The sequence below is a fragment of the Myxococcus xanthus genome, assembly GCF_013116825.1.
GTDB classification, from domain to species: Bacteria; Myxococcota; Myxococcia; order Myxococcales; family Myxococcaceae; genus Myxococcus; species Myxococcus xanthus_B.
Window position 1 is genome coordinate 19261 of the sequence record NZ_JABFNS010000101.1, and the last position, 15042, is coordinate 34302.

14 protein-coding genes are annotated in these 15042 nt (G+C 66.9%); 3 read left to right on the forward strand and 11 right to left on the reverse strand.

Going from position 1 to position 15042, the window contains the following annotated elements; translation table 11 throughout:
* Nucleotides 1-124: 124 nt before the first annotated feature.
* Nucleotides 125-490 (forward strand): helix-turn-helix domain-containing protein, encoded by a 366-nt coding sequence (locus tag HNV26_RS25890; RefSeq protein WP_171443605.1) that lies wholly within the window; start codon nucleotides 125-127, stop codon nucleotides 488-490.
* Between the two features lie 52 nt (nucleotides 491-542).
* The gene (locus tag HNV26_RS25895) at nucleotides 543-896 is read left to right on the forward strand and encodes a helix-turn-helix domain-containing protein (protein WP_171443604.1); all 354 of its coding nucleotides are present in this window, start codon (nucleotides 543-545) and stop codon (nucleotides 894-896) included.
* Between the two features lie 91 nt (nucleotides 897-987).
* Here the strand turns inward: HNV26_RS25895 and HNV26_RS25900 are convergent, their stop codons facing one another.
* The 6 genes from HNV26_RS25900 to HNV26_RS25925 all read right to left on the reverse strand — a co-directional run bounded on the left by HNV26_RS25900 (nucleotide 988) and on the right by HNV26_RS25925 (nucleotide 6481).
* Nucleotides 988-2145: a serine/threonine protein kinase gene (locus HNV26_RS25900; RefSeq protein ID WP_171443603.1), complete on the reverse strand. Its 1158-nt coding sequence runs from the start codon at nucleotides 2143-2145 to the stop codon at nucleotides 988-990.
* A 1074-nt stretch (nucleotides 2146-3219) separates the two neighbouring features.
* A complete protein-coding gene (locus tag HNV26_RS25905; RefSeq protein WP_171443602.1) occupies nucleotides 3220-3654 on the reverse strand; it encodes a PspA in 435 nt (144 codons plus the stop codon).
* 118 nt (nucleotides 3655-3772) lie between these two features.
* Nucleotides 3773-4054, reverse strand: coding sequence for a hypothetical protein (locus HNV26_RS25910; protein WP_216612710.1), 282 nt, complete (start codon nucleotides 4052-4054; stop codon nucleotides 3773-3775).
* 146 nt (nucleotides 4055-4200) lie between these two features.
* Nucleotides 4201-5748, reverse strand: a complete 1548-nt coding sequence (locus HNV26_RS25915) for a recombinase family protein (RefSeq protein ID WP_171443600.1) — start codon at nucleotides 5746-5748, stop codon at nucleotides 4201-4203.
* Nucleotides 5745-5942 (reverse strand): hypothetical protein, encoded by a 198-nt coding sequence (locus HNV26_RS25920; protein WP_171443599.1) that lies wholly within the window; start codon nucleotides 5940-5942, stop codon nucleotides 5745-5747. The genes HNV26_RS25915 and HNV26_RS25920 overlap by 4 nt, the downstream gene beginning before the upstream one ends.
* On the reverse strand, nucleotides 5939-6481 hold the full coding sequence (locus HNV26_RS25925; RefSeq protein ID WP_171443598.1) for a DUF2924 domain-containing protein: 543 nt from the start codon (nucleotides 6479-6481) through the stop codon (nucleotides 5939-5941). The genes HNV26_RS25920 and HNV26_RS25925 overlap by 4 nt, the downstream gene beginning before the upstream one ends.
* A 97-nt stretch (nucleotides 6482-6578) precedes the next feature.
* Between HNV26_RS25925 and HNV26_RS25930 the strand changes: the two genes are divergently transcribed.
* Nucleotides 6579-6728 carry a hypothetical protein gene (locus tag HNV26_RS25930; protein ID WP_171443597.1) on the forward strand — a complete coding sequence of 50 codons (150 nt, stop codon included), beginning with the start codon at nucleotides 6579-6581 and terminating at the stop codon, nucleotides 6726-6728.
* 31 nt (nucleotides 6729-6759) lie between these two features.
* Here the strand turns inward: HNV26_RS25930 and HNV26_RS25935 are convergent, their stop codons facing one another.
* The 5 genes from HNV26_RS25935 to HNV26_RS25955 all read right to left on the reverse strand — a co-directional run bounded on the left by HNV26_RS25935 (nucleotide 6760) and on the right by HNV26_RS25955 (nucleotide 13459).
* On the reverse strand, nucleotides 6760-9918 hold the full coding sequence (locus tag HNV26_RS25935) for a hypothetical protein (RefSeq protein ID WP_366816966.1): 3159 nt from the start codon (nucleotides 9916-9918) through the stop codon (nucleotides 6760-6762).
* A gap of 6 nt (nucleotides 9919-9924) precedes the next feature.
* Nucleotides 9925-11289: a DEAD/DEAH box helicase gene (locus HNV26_RS25940; RefSeq protein ID WP_436410062.1), complete on the reverse strand. Its 1365-nt coding sequence runs from the start codon at nucleotides 11287-11289 to the stop codon at nucleotides 9925-9927.
* A 236-nt stretch (nucleotides 11290-11525) separates the two neighbouring features.
* Nucleotides 11526-12251: a hypothetical protein gene (locus HNV26_RS25945; protein ID WP_171443596.1), complete on the reverse strand. Its 726-nt coding sequence runs from the start codon at nucleotides 12249-12251 to the stop codon at nucleotides 11526-11528.
* A 5-nt stretch (nucleotides 12252-12256) separates the two neighbouring features.
* Nucleotides 12257-12559 (reverse strand): hypothetical protein, encoded by a 303-nt coding sequence (locus HNV26_RS25950; protein ID WP_171443594.1) that lies wholly within the window; start codon nucleotides 12557-12559, stop codon nucleotides 12257-12259.
* Nucleotides 12560-12688: 129 nt separating this feature from the next.
* Nucleotides 12689-13459, reverse strand: a complete 771-nt coding sequence (locus HNV26_RS25955; RefSeq protein ID WP_171443595.1) for an RNA polymerase sigma factor — start codon at nucleotides 13457-13459, stop codon at nucleotides 12689-12691.
* Nucleotides 13460-15042: the final 1583 nt, after the last annotated feature.

A 15042-nucleotide genomic window follows, 5' to 3' on the forward strand; every position in this document is an offset into this window, starting at 1 on the left:
CGCCACCACGCTACCAAACCCCGAAGTGACAGTCCTCTGCTTCCGTGGGCATTCCTACTCAGAGGATTGCCAGCCACTCGCATAACTCGCTACATTGGAGTGAGCTCCCCTCGCGCCCATCCCCATGTCCGCCCCGTCACCAGAGACCCAACAGACCACGTCGTCGCTCGACCTCGCGAGCACCGTTGGCGCCAACGCCCGGGCGGCACGGCTGCGCCTTTCCCTCACCCAGGCCAACGTCGCGCAGCGAGTGGGCCTCGCCTCTGCCGTCTACAGCCGTCTGGAGCGTGGACGAATGCTTCCCAGCGTCCGCACGCTCTACCGCCTCGCCACCGTCCTCTGCACGTCGCCAGACGCACTACTTGGCCACGGCTTCAACGCGGAGCCACCCCCAGACTCGCCTTCAGTGCGACTGCTGGTGCAGCAGGTGCGGAGACTCGATGAGCGGCAAGTGAAGGCACTTCTGCGGCTGATTCCAGCGATGCGGTGAGTCACGCACGTGCCGGAGAAGAAGACTTCTCAGGTACAGTGCGCCTCACCTCATGAACCAGGACTTGGCAATCACCATTGGCACGACGGCCCGTGCCGCGCGGGAGCAGATGGGCCTCACCCGGGCCGATGCCGCAGCCCGCGTCGGACTGGTGCCCCCCGTGTACAGCCGACTGGAACGCGGGCAGATGCTTCCCAGCGTCCCCACCTTTTACAGGCTGTGTACCGAGCTGAAGGTGTCTCCGGAGGAGATGCTCGGCCTCACTCAATCATCCCAAGGGGGGAAAGGCCCGCGCGCGAAGGAGGACGACACGCCCTCCTTGCGCCGGTTGCTGTACCTGGCGCGGAAGCTGGACGGGGAGCAACTTGAGGCCCTTCTTCAAGTCGCCACAGTCATGGCGAGGTGAAGCAGGTTATGGCGGTGCCGACGCGGCCCCACTTCTCCGCAACGGTGCGCATCCGACCATCTCGAGAGCCAAGGAAGCACACCGTGGCCAGCTACTTCTCCTTCGCGGCCACCAACTCGTGTGCCTCCAGCCCTTCTGGGTAGAGGCCTGCCTCACCGAATTCCACCTTGTCGCGCATGCACCCGCCCTCCGACAGCACCTGAGCGACCTCCTCCACCACCTCGCACCTTCCGTAGGGCGAACCCCGCTGAGACTGCACCGCACGAAGTGCGTCACGCAGTTCCGCGGCCGAGCCGAAGCGCTCCTCAGGGTTGGCATGCAGGGCCCCGTGGAGAATCGCCTTCACGTCCGGCTCCAACGCCGCAACCGCCTTCTCCACGAATTCCGAGTCGAGATTGGCGAGCAACGCGCGCATCTGCTTCAAGGGCAGCGACGGAATGCACTCCGCTCGCAATTTCCGTCCCTGACGAAGCCGTGGCACATCCGCCACGTCAAAAAGGTGGGTGCCAGTCAGGAGTTCCACCAGCAACACGCCTAAGCTGAAGACGTCCGAGCGCGGAGTCAGTGACTCGCGACGCAGGTACTCCGGTGAGGCATAGGCTACGTCCCCTCGGACGAGGCTCTCCGGTGACTCCTCCCTCCCCACCAGGAGAGAGTACGCCGCACCGAAGCTCATCAGCTTCACCTCGCCGTGAGGGCCGACCATCACGTGCCGGGGGTTGACGTCGCGGTGGACGAGGCCCAAGGAGCGCCCCTCCTCGTCCACCAATGTGTGCGCGTAGTGCAACGCCTCCGCCAACTCCACGCCAACGTAGAGGGCAAAGTCCTCGGACATAGCTCGTCCACGCACTACGGATGCCGTCACCAGCGTCTCCAGCGAGGGCCCCGGCACGTACTCCATGACAACGTGCGGCGCGTCGCCGTAAACGCCCAGGTGGTGCACCTGCGCAATGGACGGGTGGTGAAGTCGAAAGGCCAGCTGCACCTCCTCCACCAGCCTCCGCCTGCGCATGTAGGTGGCGGGACTCGGCAAGCGCCGCACGAGGCAGTGGCCCGTCAACGCCTCCTTCCGCACTCGACGCTGGGCCAAGAGCAGCACCTCCCCAGACGGCCTCCGCTCTAACTCCCCCACGGCCTCGTACCAGACTTCGCCCACCTTGAAGAGGAAGTGAGGATTGAAGGGCGCCGCCACGTAGCGAGGGGGGCAGGGGCCTTCGTCCGTGCTGACATCATCGGCGGTACTGGCCATGGGTGACACTCCATGCGGAAGAGTGGGACAGCGTCACGGAAACACGACACCCGACAGGCAGCAGCCTGCGGCATGCGAAACTACGTGAAGTGACAGCGAGGCCGCGCTGAGAACTGCGCACCTTAAAGGTGCCTACGGAGTCACCTCCGAAGTACCATCCTTCTCATCACAAAGGAAGCCGGCACTCGCTTGCGCCTGGCAGGCACGGCCGGATGCCCGCCCTCCCATAACGTCCCCAATGCAATCAACCGTCCCTGTCTGCAGCAGGCTCACGCAAGTGGATAGAGAAGGAGCACCGACGGGGGAAGAAGAGCTTCGCGCGTGCCGAGGCCGCCCTTAGGCTCCTCGCGGAGAAGGCAAGGCAGGCTGTCGACGGCTTGCCCGCTGATGATGGCCTCACTCCTCCACGCATCGACTCCAGCGGGCCATCTGCGTTCCGCGGGCGACTGGCTCGTCATGGCGCGCCGGAGGCGGACAAGATGGAGCGGAGAACGAGGGCGTACCGGCAGCTCCAGAGTAGGCTCTCGCTCATGAACTCTCGGCGGAAACCACCAGAAATCAGTCTGGAATCGCTGGTCGAATCAGGGGCGGTCATCCTAGTCGACCACCCTGGAGGATTTCTTTACAGCAACCAGACGCATGATGTGGCTTGCCGCCACAGTGAAGCAATGGGTTACCTCCTGCCTCTCCCATGCGCGCCCGACCTCTTCATGGAGGCCTGTTGGAAGTCATGGTCAGAGCCACCTCCTCCTGACCTGATTGCGCGGTTGGAAGCCGGAATCGAAGCCCTGAGGCAGGACGTATTCTTCGACTTTCGGATTGAGCTACATCCCGACAATGGTGAAGCGTGGCTACGGTGTTCGTTCTTGAGTGGACCACTCTTGGGCGAAGACATCACCGACACCAAATCTCGAGCATTTCGGCTCGAGGGGTGGCTGACTTGGTCCAATTGCGACTGAGGATGCAGGGCCTCTCCCCCGAAGAGTTCAAAGCGACCGGCCAAGCACACTCCGAGGGAGAATTGGGGATGAAGAAGAGAGGCTTCATTTCTGCAGGTGCAGAGCCCCCCCCCCGTCAGGCAGTCTCCACCTTCGCGTACGGACGCTCTACCTGCTTGCCGTCGCTCTGACGCTCAAGCGTGACAGTTCCCGCATCCACATCAATTGCCTTCACCACCGCGGGAAAGGTGCCGCGCCCCTGCTTGTAGCGAACTTCCTGCCCCTGCTTGAAGGGCGTCGAGCTGACTTCAACCGCTGCTGCGGTGGAGGTCTCCTTCGCGACCGCCCGAGGACGGCCGCGCTTCTTCGCCGCTGGCTTGGCGGCCTCCTGGCGCTGTCTCGCTGGCGCAGGCGTGACGCGCTTGGACGCGGGCACCACAACCGCGCGGCTCGCGACAGGCACGCCCAAGTACTGGGCAATCTGCTCCAGAAGTTCCACTTGGCGGCCCAGCGTCTTACCGACTTCCTCGGCAACCACGGCCCGAATCGAACTCATCATGTCATTCTGCATTGGGTACCTTTCCAACTCTGCGGATTGGGGTCCGCGCATTTCGCGCGACATTCCATCCATTCAACAGCGAGTTGCAATACGGATTACGGGTCTCCACCACAATTCGTCACTGCTGGAGTTATTCGTCGAATGAAGCGGCGACGGCACGCCACTTCCCGCGCTGCGCCTCCCACGCACCGGCGTGCGCGATAGCCCGGAGACTTCGCTCAGCCAGCGGCTCCTTTCCATCGAGGGCTTCAAGAAACAGCACCTCCTCCTGAATGTCCGGCGCCAGCAGTTGCAAGTCCAACAGCTGCGTCACGCGCGCCCGGGTGAAGCCCAGTTGGCTGGCGACGTCCGCTGCGCTCTCCACCAGTCCCCGCGCAATGGCGGATTCCACGTGGTGCGCCAGGGCCAGCATTCGCGCGACGTGAGCTGGCCGACGCGACGCCTCCCGCGGCTTGGGTGGCACCCCCTCCCTGAAGCGCACCTCCGCCCGACGACGCACGCGGTGAAAGTGCGCGCTGACGAGTCGGGGCTCCGCCAGCTGCGACTCGGGGCTTGTGCTCACGCCGCCACCTCCGCGCGCCCGGGCGCCGCGTCCTCACCGGCCTGAGTGAGGTGAACGTCAACACGGCCAGTCGCCTCGTTCACCACTACCCGGCCAACGAGAGCCCGCAGCAGGCGCCCCCGGTTAATGGCCGTCAGGGCGTCCCACACAGCGTCGAAGTTCGCCAGGGCCTGCGCCACCCACGCAGCCTCCACCTTCTCCCCCTCAATGGCGCCCAGGGAGCGCTCCACCTCCGCCAGCCGCTTCTTCATGTCGGCGGACTCCTCTTCCGCAGCCACCAGCTTCTCCTCGACGATGCGCCGGGCAGGGCCCTCCAGCTTCGAGAGGGAGTCCACCCACTTCGCGGACTCCCCGGCGCGTTTGGCCAAATCTCTCGGAAGCTGCGCGCGCTCGGCGCGCAGGGCCTTGTGCTTCTCCTCCAACCGCGCCGTGAGGCGGGCATGCACCTGGGCGGCGAAGCCGTCACCTACCGAAACCTCCCGGAGCTGCGTGACGACGAAGTCCTCCAGGGCGGCGGCCGGAAGGGGCGCGGTCCGGCACCCTGCCTTCCCCTCTTTGTCCCGGGTGACGCAGCGGTAGTAGCGGTACTCGCGCGTGCCCTTGCGCGTGGAGCTGGGCGTCATTGCCTCGCCGCACATGCCACAGCGCAACAGGCCTCGCAGCACGTAGTCGGGGTTGCGCCCGTGGTACTGGAGACCTGGGCCCGCCAGCATGTCCTGCACCCGGTGGAAGGTCGCTCTGTCCACGATGGGCGGGTGCTCGCCGGGGTGCGTCTCGCCGCCATACGGCACGAAGCCCACGTACAGGGGACTCCTCAAGAGGCGCAGCACATCCTGCGTCGTCCACTTCCGCGCCACACGCGTGGCACCGCTCTGGGCCTCGTGCCGCTTCGTCGTGCGCCCCTTCTCATTGAGGAGGCGTGCCACCGCCGAGGCATGCTGGTGCTGGAGGTACAACTCGAATGCCTCCCGCACCACCACCGCCTCGTACTCATTCACCACGAGGCGCTTGTCCTTCACCTCGTAGCCCAATGGCGCGCGCCCACCTGTCCACTTCCCCTTGCGGCGCGCGGCAGCCACCTTGTCCCGCGTGCGCTCCGAAATCATCTCACGCTCGAACTCGGCGAAGGACATCAGCATGTTCAGCGTCAGCCGCCCCATGGCGTCCGTCGTGCTGAAGTTCTGCGTCACCGAGACGAAGGACGCGCCCGCCGCGTTGAAGCGCTCCATGACTTTCGCGAAGTCGAGGAGGCTGCGGGAGAGGCGGTCCACCTTGTACACCACCACCACGTCCACCCGGCCCGCATCCACGTCTTGCAGCAACCGCAGGAAGGCGGGGCGCTCCATGTTGGCGCCGGTGAAGCCGCCGTCGTCGTAGCTCTCCTCCACCAACACCCAGCCGGGCTGGCGCTGCACGTAGGCGACACAGGACTCGCGCTGGGCGTCGAGGCTGTTGAACTCCATCTCCAAGCCCGCCGCCGTGGACTTGCGCGTGTAGACGGCGCAGCGCTTCTCCTCGGTGAGCGGTGCCTTGCTCTTCCTCATGGCCCCTCCGAATTCCCGGGCGTCGGCACCGGCTCGGCGCTCGAGGCCTCCTTCTGCCCGGTGAGCCGCTCCGCTGCGGCCACCAGCCGCTCCAGGTTGTCGTTGAGGCGCGTCAGCTGGCGGACGAGCTGCGGCATCGTCGACTCGTAGAAGCGCTTCCCCATGTACGTTTGGAAGAAGGAGGGGCCGCTCATCGCCTCACCGCCTTCGAGCTGCCGTCCTTGAGGCCGAAGAAGGTGAAGCCATTCCAGGCCGTGCCCGTTATCAGCTTGGCCACGCTGGAGAGGCTGCGGTGAAGCTGGCCGTCGTATTCGATTCCCTCCTCGCGCACCGTCACCCGGTGCTGAGCGCCTTTGAATACTCGCGTCAGCACCGTGCCCGGCGGAGGTAGGCGCGCGTCCCGCCCGTCCACCGGAGCGGGAGCAGGAGGTGGGGGCGTCGCGGGCTTCGTCTCCTCCACCTGTCGCATCCGCCAGCGCTCGGGCAGCTTGTCGCCCAACTCCGAGATGCGCGCGACGGCGCGCGCGGAGAGGCCCCCTTCGGCCAGCTCCTGAATCCGGAAGGCCAGGCGCTTCTTCAGGTAGTCCCGGTTGCGGCTGCGCGTGGGCTCGCCGTACACCTCCAGGTACTTCTCCGCCAAATCCGGCACCGACATACTGGCCAGCGCGGCCAGTTGATGTGGCACGTCCGCCAGCTCCTTACGCGCGGCCCGCGCAATCCCCTTCTTCGCCATGGTGGTGTCTCCTTCGGCCGGGGCAGCAAGCCCTCGGGCGAAAACCATGGACGCTCTGTCCCCGGAAGAAGACAAGACGAGAGTCAGCATCTCAGTCATGCGTGTGTTTCTCCGCGCGCTCCACCTGCGGCTGAGGCGTCCGCGCCGAGTGCTGACGCACCCACATTTCCCAGAGGGCTTCGGCGAGGACGTCCACTACGGCTTCGCGGCGAAGGCGCGCCAGCTCGACCTCTCGCTGCGCAGTTGACTTCGGGCCGACGGCCGAAGGCGGCGGCTGGCTACGCATTGAAGTAGTCCTCCCCAGAATGCGCGGCATGCCCTCTGTCCGCCCGAGGAAAGTCGTCAGCGGTGACGAGGTTTGTTTTGGAGAAGTCGACGAGGAAGGCGCGGCGCCGGCTTTCCACGCCAGCGAAGCAGACGCGCTCCCCCATGGCAGCGACGTACCCTCCCTGCCGGTGGTTCTCCTGCAGCATGCGCCGCAGCGCCTTCACGTCCGCCACCTCACCGCGGTAGTCAATCCGCTTGCAGTGCGCGCGAAAGGCGTCATACGCCGACTCGAGGTGGACGCAGAGGCGCCCCTCCTTGTCGAAGGTGTAATGGACGCGGTGCCGCACCTCGCCCTGAATCGCCATGACGCCCAGCATTTCGAGGAAGGCGTCGAGGGCATTCTTCACCCCAGCCTCGGTTTCGAGGACGTCGGCCAATAGGGCTTCCACCGCTTCACGTGCCCCCAAGTCCACGGGCAGCACGCAGCCGCACGCCTTCGCGAATTCCTCGAAGAGGTGAATGCCCAACAGCATGGCCACCACGTTGTCGACGACGCGCGGTGGCACCCGCCGTCCCTCCAGGAGGACGTCCGTCACGGCGCGTGCCACGCGCATGTCTGCGTCGAAGTCCCGGCCCAGGCAAAACTGAATGTAGCGAGGGGCGAAGAGGGGCAAGTCGACGGACTTCAGCTTCTGGAAGGCCGCGCGGTACTCCGGCAGCAGCACCGTCGCCTTCTCCGGCGTGGCCGTCAGCATTCTCTCTACCAGGGCAGCCTCCTGGGGGCGCGCCTCGCCGGCAATGCACAAGGGCGCCTGCAGTGGGTAGCTATTCACCTTCAAGTCGGGCCGGCCCCTCTCCTCCGTTTCCCCGCGGTACAGGCGCCGCATGTAGCGGTGCAGTTGGTTGAGGCGCTGCTGCGGCATGTCGTGGGGCTTGTACTCGTCCACCACCACCGGCACAGAGGTGGTGCAGGACAGCAACTTCACCAGCGCGAATTCCGTCTCCGTCGCGCGGAAGGCGTCCTTGTGCACCACGCCGAAGAGTCGCCAGAATATTTCCGTGCAGAGAGAGGACTTCCCTCCGCCCTGCGTCCCGTGAATGAAGAGAAGCGGGAAGGCCCCCACCGCTGCCATGAGGCGCGGCTTCAGCGGCGTCGCGAAAAACCACCCCAGCATGGGCAGCAGCACCTGGGGCGTGTTGACGCGGGGCAGGTATTCGAAAGCCGTGTGCGCCACCTCGAGGAAGGCCTCGTCGCTGGCCGTCTCGTAGCGCAGGTGGCCCTCCAACGTGGCCCCGTTGGGTAGGTACACCACGGGGGAGTCGGTGAGGAAGCCCTCCGGCCCCAGAGTGCACCGGGGAGACAGCCACAGCGGCTGCCCCTGGTGCTGGTAATAGCCCAGCACTCTCGCCGCAGGCATCCGCGGCACCACCTTGCGCGTCAGCAGGCGCAGCACGCCCTGGACGTTGTTGTCCGTCCCCACCCACTGCATGTCCCCCAGCGGCAGGTGACGGATGAAGTCCCGCTTCGAGTGGAAGGCCTTCAGCGGCAGCTTCAGCCCCTTCAGGTGCGTCCCATTGTCCGTGCGCGCGTCCAGCACGTACACCTCCTCGTCTGCCGTTTCGAGGCGGGCTGTCAGCGTGAGGAGGAAGGAGGAGACGCGCTTGGGTGCGTCGTCGTAGCCCTTCACGTAGTAGCCGTCCGGCCCCTCAAAGACTTCGCCCTCCAGCGCGTCTTCGGCGTCTGCTTCGCGTGTGGAAGGCGCGGGCTTCTTCTGCTGCCCCGCCACCCGGGCCAGGGCCTTCTGCAGCTTCTCGGCCTCAAGGCCGAAGCGCTGCTGCAGCGACTCCAGGTAGAAGTCGTGCAGCGCGGGGTGCCGGTGGGCAATGGCCTCAAGTATGGGCTTGAGGCGGTACTCCACCTCCTTCGCCGGCGCGTCCGCGGGCACCTTCTCCACCGCCTTCTCAATGTCGAAGACGGCGTCGTACAACTCGCACCGGACGCCCGGCTCGCGGTTGACGTGGCAGTACCCCAGCTTCTGCAGCGAGTGGCACGGCGGCGCCACCGTCCCGTCCTCCCGCCCGGTGGCCACCACCTTCTCGTAGGCATTGCGGACGTACGCCTTGCCGTCGCGCCCCTTCAGCTTGCCCAGGCCCCGCCTGTCGTACTCCAGGACGAGCTCGGTAATCTCCTCGAGGCCCAGGCCCTTGTGCGTGAAGAAGCGCACCATGTCGAAAATGGCGACGCTTCTGTCCTCGGCGCCCTCATTCCACAGGCGCTGCACCGGGCCGCACATGTCTACCGGGTGCTCCCAGTCGTACGTGCCCTCCGACGTGCGCCTCGCCTTCACTGTCCCTGGCGCCGCCTCGCTGGAAGCCGGCACCGACATGCGCGCGGGACGGGGCAGCACTGCCTCCTGATGCGCAGGCGCCCTCTGCAGACACTCCGCGAGGCGCGCATCCTCGACGCGCTCGAAGCCGGAGGTGGCCTGGGCGACGCGGTGCGGACGCTCGCCGGTGCCGTCCCCCTTCCGGCTGACGGTGCCCACCACCTTGATGATGCGGGCCACGTCGTGGATGGAGTCCACATGCACGCGTCCGGACTGGAAGCGCGCGCGCACCTCGGCCTCGAAGGCCTTCAGCCCAGCCTGGACTCGCTCTCTGGCCTCCCCCTCCAGCGGTAGCGGCGCCAGCGCGAACCAGAGCTGCGCCCCGTTGCCGCTCATCATCAGCCGCGGGCGGACGAGGCCCTGCCCCTCGCACCATGCCGCGGCCTCCTCCGCGGCCTGGAGGGCAACGGCGAGCTCGTCCTCGGTACTGGCCGTGTCCTTCGGGCGCACCGGGTCCAAGTCGAGGACGGTGGCCGTCACGACTTCAATGTCCTTGCTGCCCGCCCCATTCTTGAGGGGACGAAGGACGTTGGGGGCGAGTTCCAACAAGCGCCGGGGCCGGGGCTGAATGCCCACGTACACGTTGCCGGCGGCGTTGGCCTCCACACAGGCCGTGACGAAGGCGTCCTCGTCGTCGAAGAAGCCGAGGCCCACCACGCCCCCACCACCGGGGCGAATGACGCGGACTTCACTCACCCCGTGCGCCGCATGGGCCAGCCACCGCCGCGTGGCACGAATGGCCTCGGGGTTGGGCGCAGGAGTCGCGGGAGACACTGCCGTCACGAGTCGCTACCCCTTCGCCGCCCGCCGCGGTGCAGCCGCAGCCACCGGGGCTGTGCCCAGCACCTGCGCGTACTGCTGTCGGCGCTCGGCATGGTGACGCCGGAGGAGGGGCACCTGCCCGTCGACGAAGTCGAAGAGGACGGCGCTCTTCTTCTCGGGGTGGGGGCGCATGAGGCGGCCCAGGCGCTGCACCGTGCGCCCCCGGGCGCGGCTCGGGTAGGCCAGGAAGACGCGGGACAGGCGCGGCACGTCGAGGCCCTCGTCAGCAAGGCTTGTGGCCACGAGGACGGACACACGCCCCGCGCGGGCCTTGTCCAGGAGGGCCTTGCGCTCCTCGCGCGACACCTCGCTCGTCAGCGCCGCGGCCGGCAGGCCCGTGGCCGACAGGCGCTGCGCCAGCAATTCGCAATGCGCCACCCGGCCCGTGAGGACGAGGCACAGGTGGCCCGCCCAGGCCTCGCGGGCCACGGCGCCGAGAATGAGGTTGTTGCGCTCCTTGTCCTCCGCCAGCGCCTCCAGCATGGGCATGTAGTCCGCCGCGCCGAAGTAGGGGTAGTCGAAGGCCGTCTCCACGGTGCGCACCTCGGGCACCACCAGCACACCGCGAGAGACGAGCTCCTCATGGGAGACGACGGCCAGGGTGGAGCCCAGGTACAGGCGCAGCAACGGCGTCAGCCCGTCCTCCCTCTCCGGCGTGGCCGTCAGGCCCAGCCGGTAGCGCGCCGGGCTGCAATCCACCAGGCGGTAGAAGGCGCTGGCGGCCACGTGGTGGGCCTCGTCGAGAATGAGGAAGCCGAAGCGCGCGAGGAAGTCCGCCAGCCGCGTCTCGTCCCAGCGGGCCAGGGACTGCACCACGGCCACGGTAATGGGGCGCACCGCCTCCTCCCCCGCCCCCACGAGGCCGGCCTCCTGGCCCAGGCGCTCGCTAATGTGCTGTCGCCACTGTTCGGCCAAGTCCAACGTGTGGACGAGGACGAGTGTCGGCGTCCGGAGGCGCGCCATGGCCCCTACCGCCAGAACGCTCTTCCCCGCCCCGCAGGGCAGCACCACCGTGCCCTGCGTCCCCTTCACCAGCTTCTCCACGGCCGCGGCCTGGTAGTCCCGCAGCGGCACCGTGGGCATGGGAGGCAGGCGCTCTCTGGGGAGAGTCCGCGCGTCCTCCAGGGCCAGGGTGAGGCCGGCCTCGGCGGCCAGGCGCCGCAGGAGGTGAGTGGCCCCGCGGGGTAGCCGCACCTCCCCACCCTCCTGCTTGAGGAAGTACAGCGTCTCAGGCTCGCTGCCCGGGCGCTTCCCCAGCCGCACCAACTTCCAGTACGCGGGGTTGGGCAGGCAGAGGGCCTTCAGCAGGCCCTCCAGCAGCTTCGGTGGCACGTCTGCCGCCGCGAGGCGCAGCCCGGAGTCTACCAGGACGCGCAGGGTGGCGGCCCCCGGAGAGGTGGACGGCGCCGGCCCAATGCGCCGGCTTGGACTGGGGCTGGCTGAGGGCAATGCCCTCCCGGCCCCGAAGGTTTCGGAGTGGTGGTTCTGCATATGAATTCCTTTGGGAAGGTGCGCGGGCGTTGGCCTTCAGCCCTGCGCGTCATGTGTTGCCGCGGACGAGGTTCCCCTCAGCCCGCGAATGGGTCGACGTCTGCCGAGGCTTCGGGCGGCGCGTAGCGGGCGACGAGGGACTGGACGAAGGCGTGCGCCTCCTCGCCGCGCGTTGCCGGCACGTCCCGAATCCGCTGCACGCCGAAGTGCTGGAGGAAGCGGTCCACCGCCTCGCGCGGGAGGGACTTCAGCTGCGCCGCCAGCGCCTGCGCTGCGGCAACGTCCACTGGCGCTGCCCTTGGGCTTTCGGTAGTCGGCGGGGCGCCGTCCTCCTCGGCTTCCGCCGCGTACAGCTTCGCCAGGTTGTGCAGGCGCAGGGCATGGAAGGCGGAGGACTCCTCCGGCGTCAACTGACGCTCGGGCAGCAAGGAGTACGTCGTCTTCGGGTCCTTCGCCGCCCCACGTCGCTTCACTTCAAAGGCCCACTTCTCCAGGCCGTACTTCGCCCGCAGCTGACGCACGTCCTTGAATACCGCCACACCCATCTCCAGCACCTTCACCTCGCGGGTGTCGAAGAGGGCCACGTTGAGGGCCACGCGCAGCGAGGGCTTGTGCCCCTGGGCCCGCAGCTTCTCGTCGTAGAGGACGTACTTGCCCTCGTGAAACACCACCTCGCGCGGGTGCGGCTCTCCGAGGAAAACCACCACCGCCGTGTCCCCGTCATTCACCAGCTTCAGCCAGGCGCCCCCGGCCTGCTCGTGCCGCTTCGCCAACTCCTCCGTCTGCTCCCACATGTTCGCCATGGACGTCAGGCCTCCTTCGCCGCGGCGTTTTCGCGCCGGTACACGGAAAACAACTCGGTGCCGTCCTCCGCGCAGCCCGCCGCCTCAATGTGGAAGTCGGCGTCGGTGTCCACCACCTGCTGAAACTCCCAGCGGCGGAAGAGGCCCGGCAGGCGGACGAAGTCGTTGTCCTCCGGCGTGCGCCAGGCGTCCGTGACCTTCGCGCTTCCTTGGGGGCGCGTGTGGACGCGAGGTTGTGCAGGAGAATCCCCCAGAGGGACTCGGGCGAGTGCGAGTACACCGGTGCCCAGCAGCATTGTCATATTCATTGAGTGCCTTTCAGGGCCTCCGCGGCCCCTCTTCATACAAATGCGGTGTTTCAAGCCCCCGTGGGACACCGGACATTTATTGGTGAATTCTTTTTGAGTTCGGGTGCGTCGCAGGTGACGTCCGTCTCGTCACGCCGCTGTGTCGTCGGAGTCCTCCGCAGCTTCCATTTCCCTGCGCAGGCGCAGCAGGGCGCGCTGGAAGCGCTTCCGGGCCACCGCGGGCTTCAGCCCCAAGCGCACGCCGACTACCGACTGCTCCTCGTCCAGCAGGAGGACGGACAGCACCAGCTTCGCGTCCATGGGGGCCAGCAGGTGGAGCCACTTCGCCAGGGACTCCACCTGCATCCTCACTGAGAGGCCCACCTCAGAGAGGGCCGGGGAAAGCGCCACCGCCTCGGAGACTGATTCCTCCCTCTCGCGGTACCGGCTGTACCGTGCGTCTTCGGTACGGGCACGCCGCCACGCGTCCATGACGTCGCGCTCCGTGCTGCGCACGAGTGTCGCGGCCACGCGCTGGGTGGTGTCCAGGTTGAGGCGTTTCACCAACGCGGTGAAGGCCGTGGCCAGGGCGGAGGCGAGCTCGTCGGCCGCACCAGTGAAGTACTTCAGCCGCCGCTGGTACACGGCGTCCAACCCCGGCCACAGCCCCAGCCACAGCAGCGGCCAGGCCACCTCAGAGGCCACGTCCCCCTGCGCCAGCCTCACCAGCCCCGAGTAGAGGCCATTCTTCTCGTCGGCGGGCACGTCCGGGCTGACGAGGTAGCTGACGAGGCCCTCGGGCCCGGCAAAGGCCTCAAGGCACGCCTGGTGCAACTTCGCCGCGTCGAATGCGCGCTTTGCTTGGACTGTCTGGAGGGCGGTACCGAATCCCTCGTGCAGTGTCTTCCAGCACCTTCTCACTATGGAATGCCTGTCCGGCCGGGCGTCCTGCACGAAGCAGGGGCCGGTTGGAATGGAGGCAGTCATGCCCCGTGGAAACCGACGACGGCCCTTCCGCCGGCCACCTGCACACGGCAGCGGCGGAAGTGGGCGTCGCTTCGCTTGCGGTGAGGCCGGGCTACGCTAACCGGCGCGCCTGCGCGCGGTAGCACGCGACGGACGGAGGACAGCAGGTGCCGTCCACGCGGTGCGAGTTTGCCGCCGCGGGCGGGGCACGCGTAGAGGCGGCGCGGCGCGCCGCCCTGGCTGGCGTATTCTGTGGCTTCAGCTTCACGGACTTCCCCCTCCTTCGTCGCTACAGCGGCGACGGGACTCCCCCTTCAACGGCCTGGCGGGACGTGACTCCTGCGGCCAGCGTCCTCCTTCACGGCAAAGCCCGCGGGCCTCAATTCGGGGACATGCGCGCCCCCTGCGACATCCATGCCCAGTGACGCACAGTCCGGCCGCACGCACCTGCGCCGGCTGAATTCACACACTGCGTAGCAAGGCTGCCGACACAGTCTGGGACGTGTGTCCACACAGGGAGACGTGCGCCATGTGAAACACAGCTTCACTATGTATCAACAGGCCGAGTCGCGGGCCGAAGGACGTGGCCACGCAACACGAGGCCTTCTGGCTTTTCAGGCCACGCCCGGTTTCAAGTCCTGGACCGCGCTTGGCCTGGGGCGCTGGTGTCATCTCGGAGGCCGGCCTCTTCACACCCTTGCCGCTGGCTGGACTCCACCGAGGCATTTCCCTCTCTGAGGACAGCCTCCCGGCGCAGGTGGACGGCCGCGTGGACACCTGGGACAGGGCCGGGACAGCACCTTGTCCACCCCTCTTTGCCTCTAACTATCCATTATTATTATATATTTATCTAGTTAACTACTAAGTGGACAACATGGACAGCTTTCTACGGGTACCCCTATTGAGGCAGCGCCGAATCTCCCTGGCCCAAAACCTGTAAAAGCAGTCGCGGGGAAGCTGGCTTACAAAAGTAGCCCTACCCCTCAAAATGCTGTCCACCTGTCCACTTCGGTATAACTCCATGGGATTGCTGAGGAATTCGGCGGACACACCGGCGTCCAGCAGGTGGCCAGGTGGACAGCACTCCATGGCCCCTCGCGAAAACGTGCCTGTCCATGTCCCCGAATTCAGGGACGGTGCCTTTGTACCGCCGCGACGTGTGTCAGCAGTTCAAACGCATTCATGAGAGGGCTACCTGCGCCTTCCATGTGAAGAGACACGCGTGCCTGGGCTCCGCCGAAATCCGAAAAGAATTCGCTCTAAATCCGCCCATGTCCCACGTCGCCTCAAGGCACCGCATTTACCTTGTAGCGGCAACGCACACGCCGCCGGACACTGCGGATGGCCCTCACCCACCACCTTCAACCCACGACTGCCCCTCAGCGCCCCGCCGGCGTGACGTGCGAGACGTACGTCCGCGGTGAGGACAAGCGCTGCCGGCACTACCTCGCCAACGGCGGCTGCGCCCTGCCTGGCGTGGGCACGTGCACCGAGTGGCTCAAGGTGAATCGCCAGGCCCGGCCTCATCGTGACGTGCC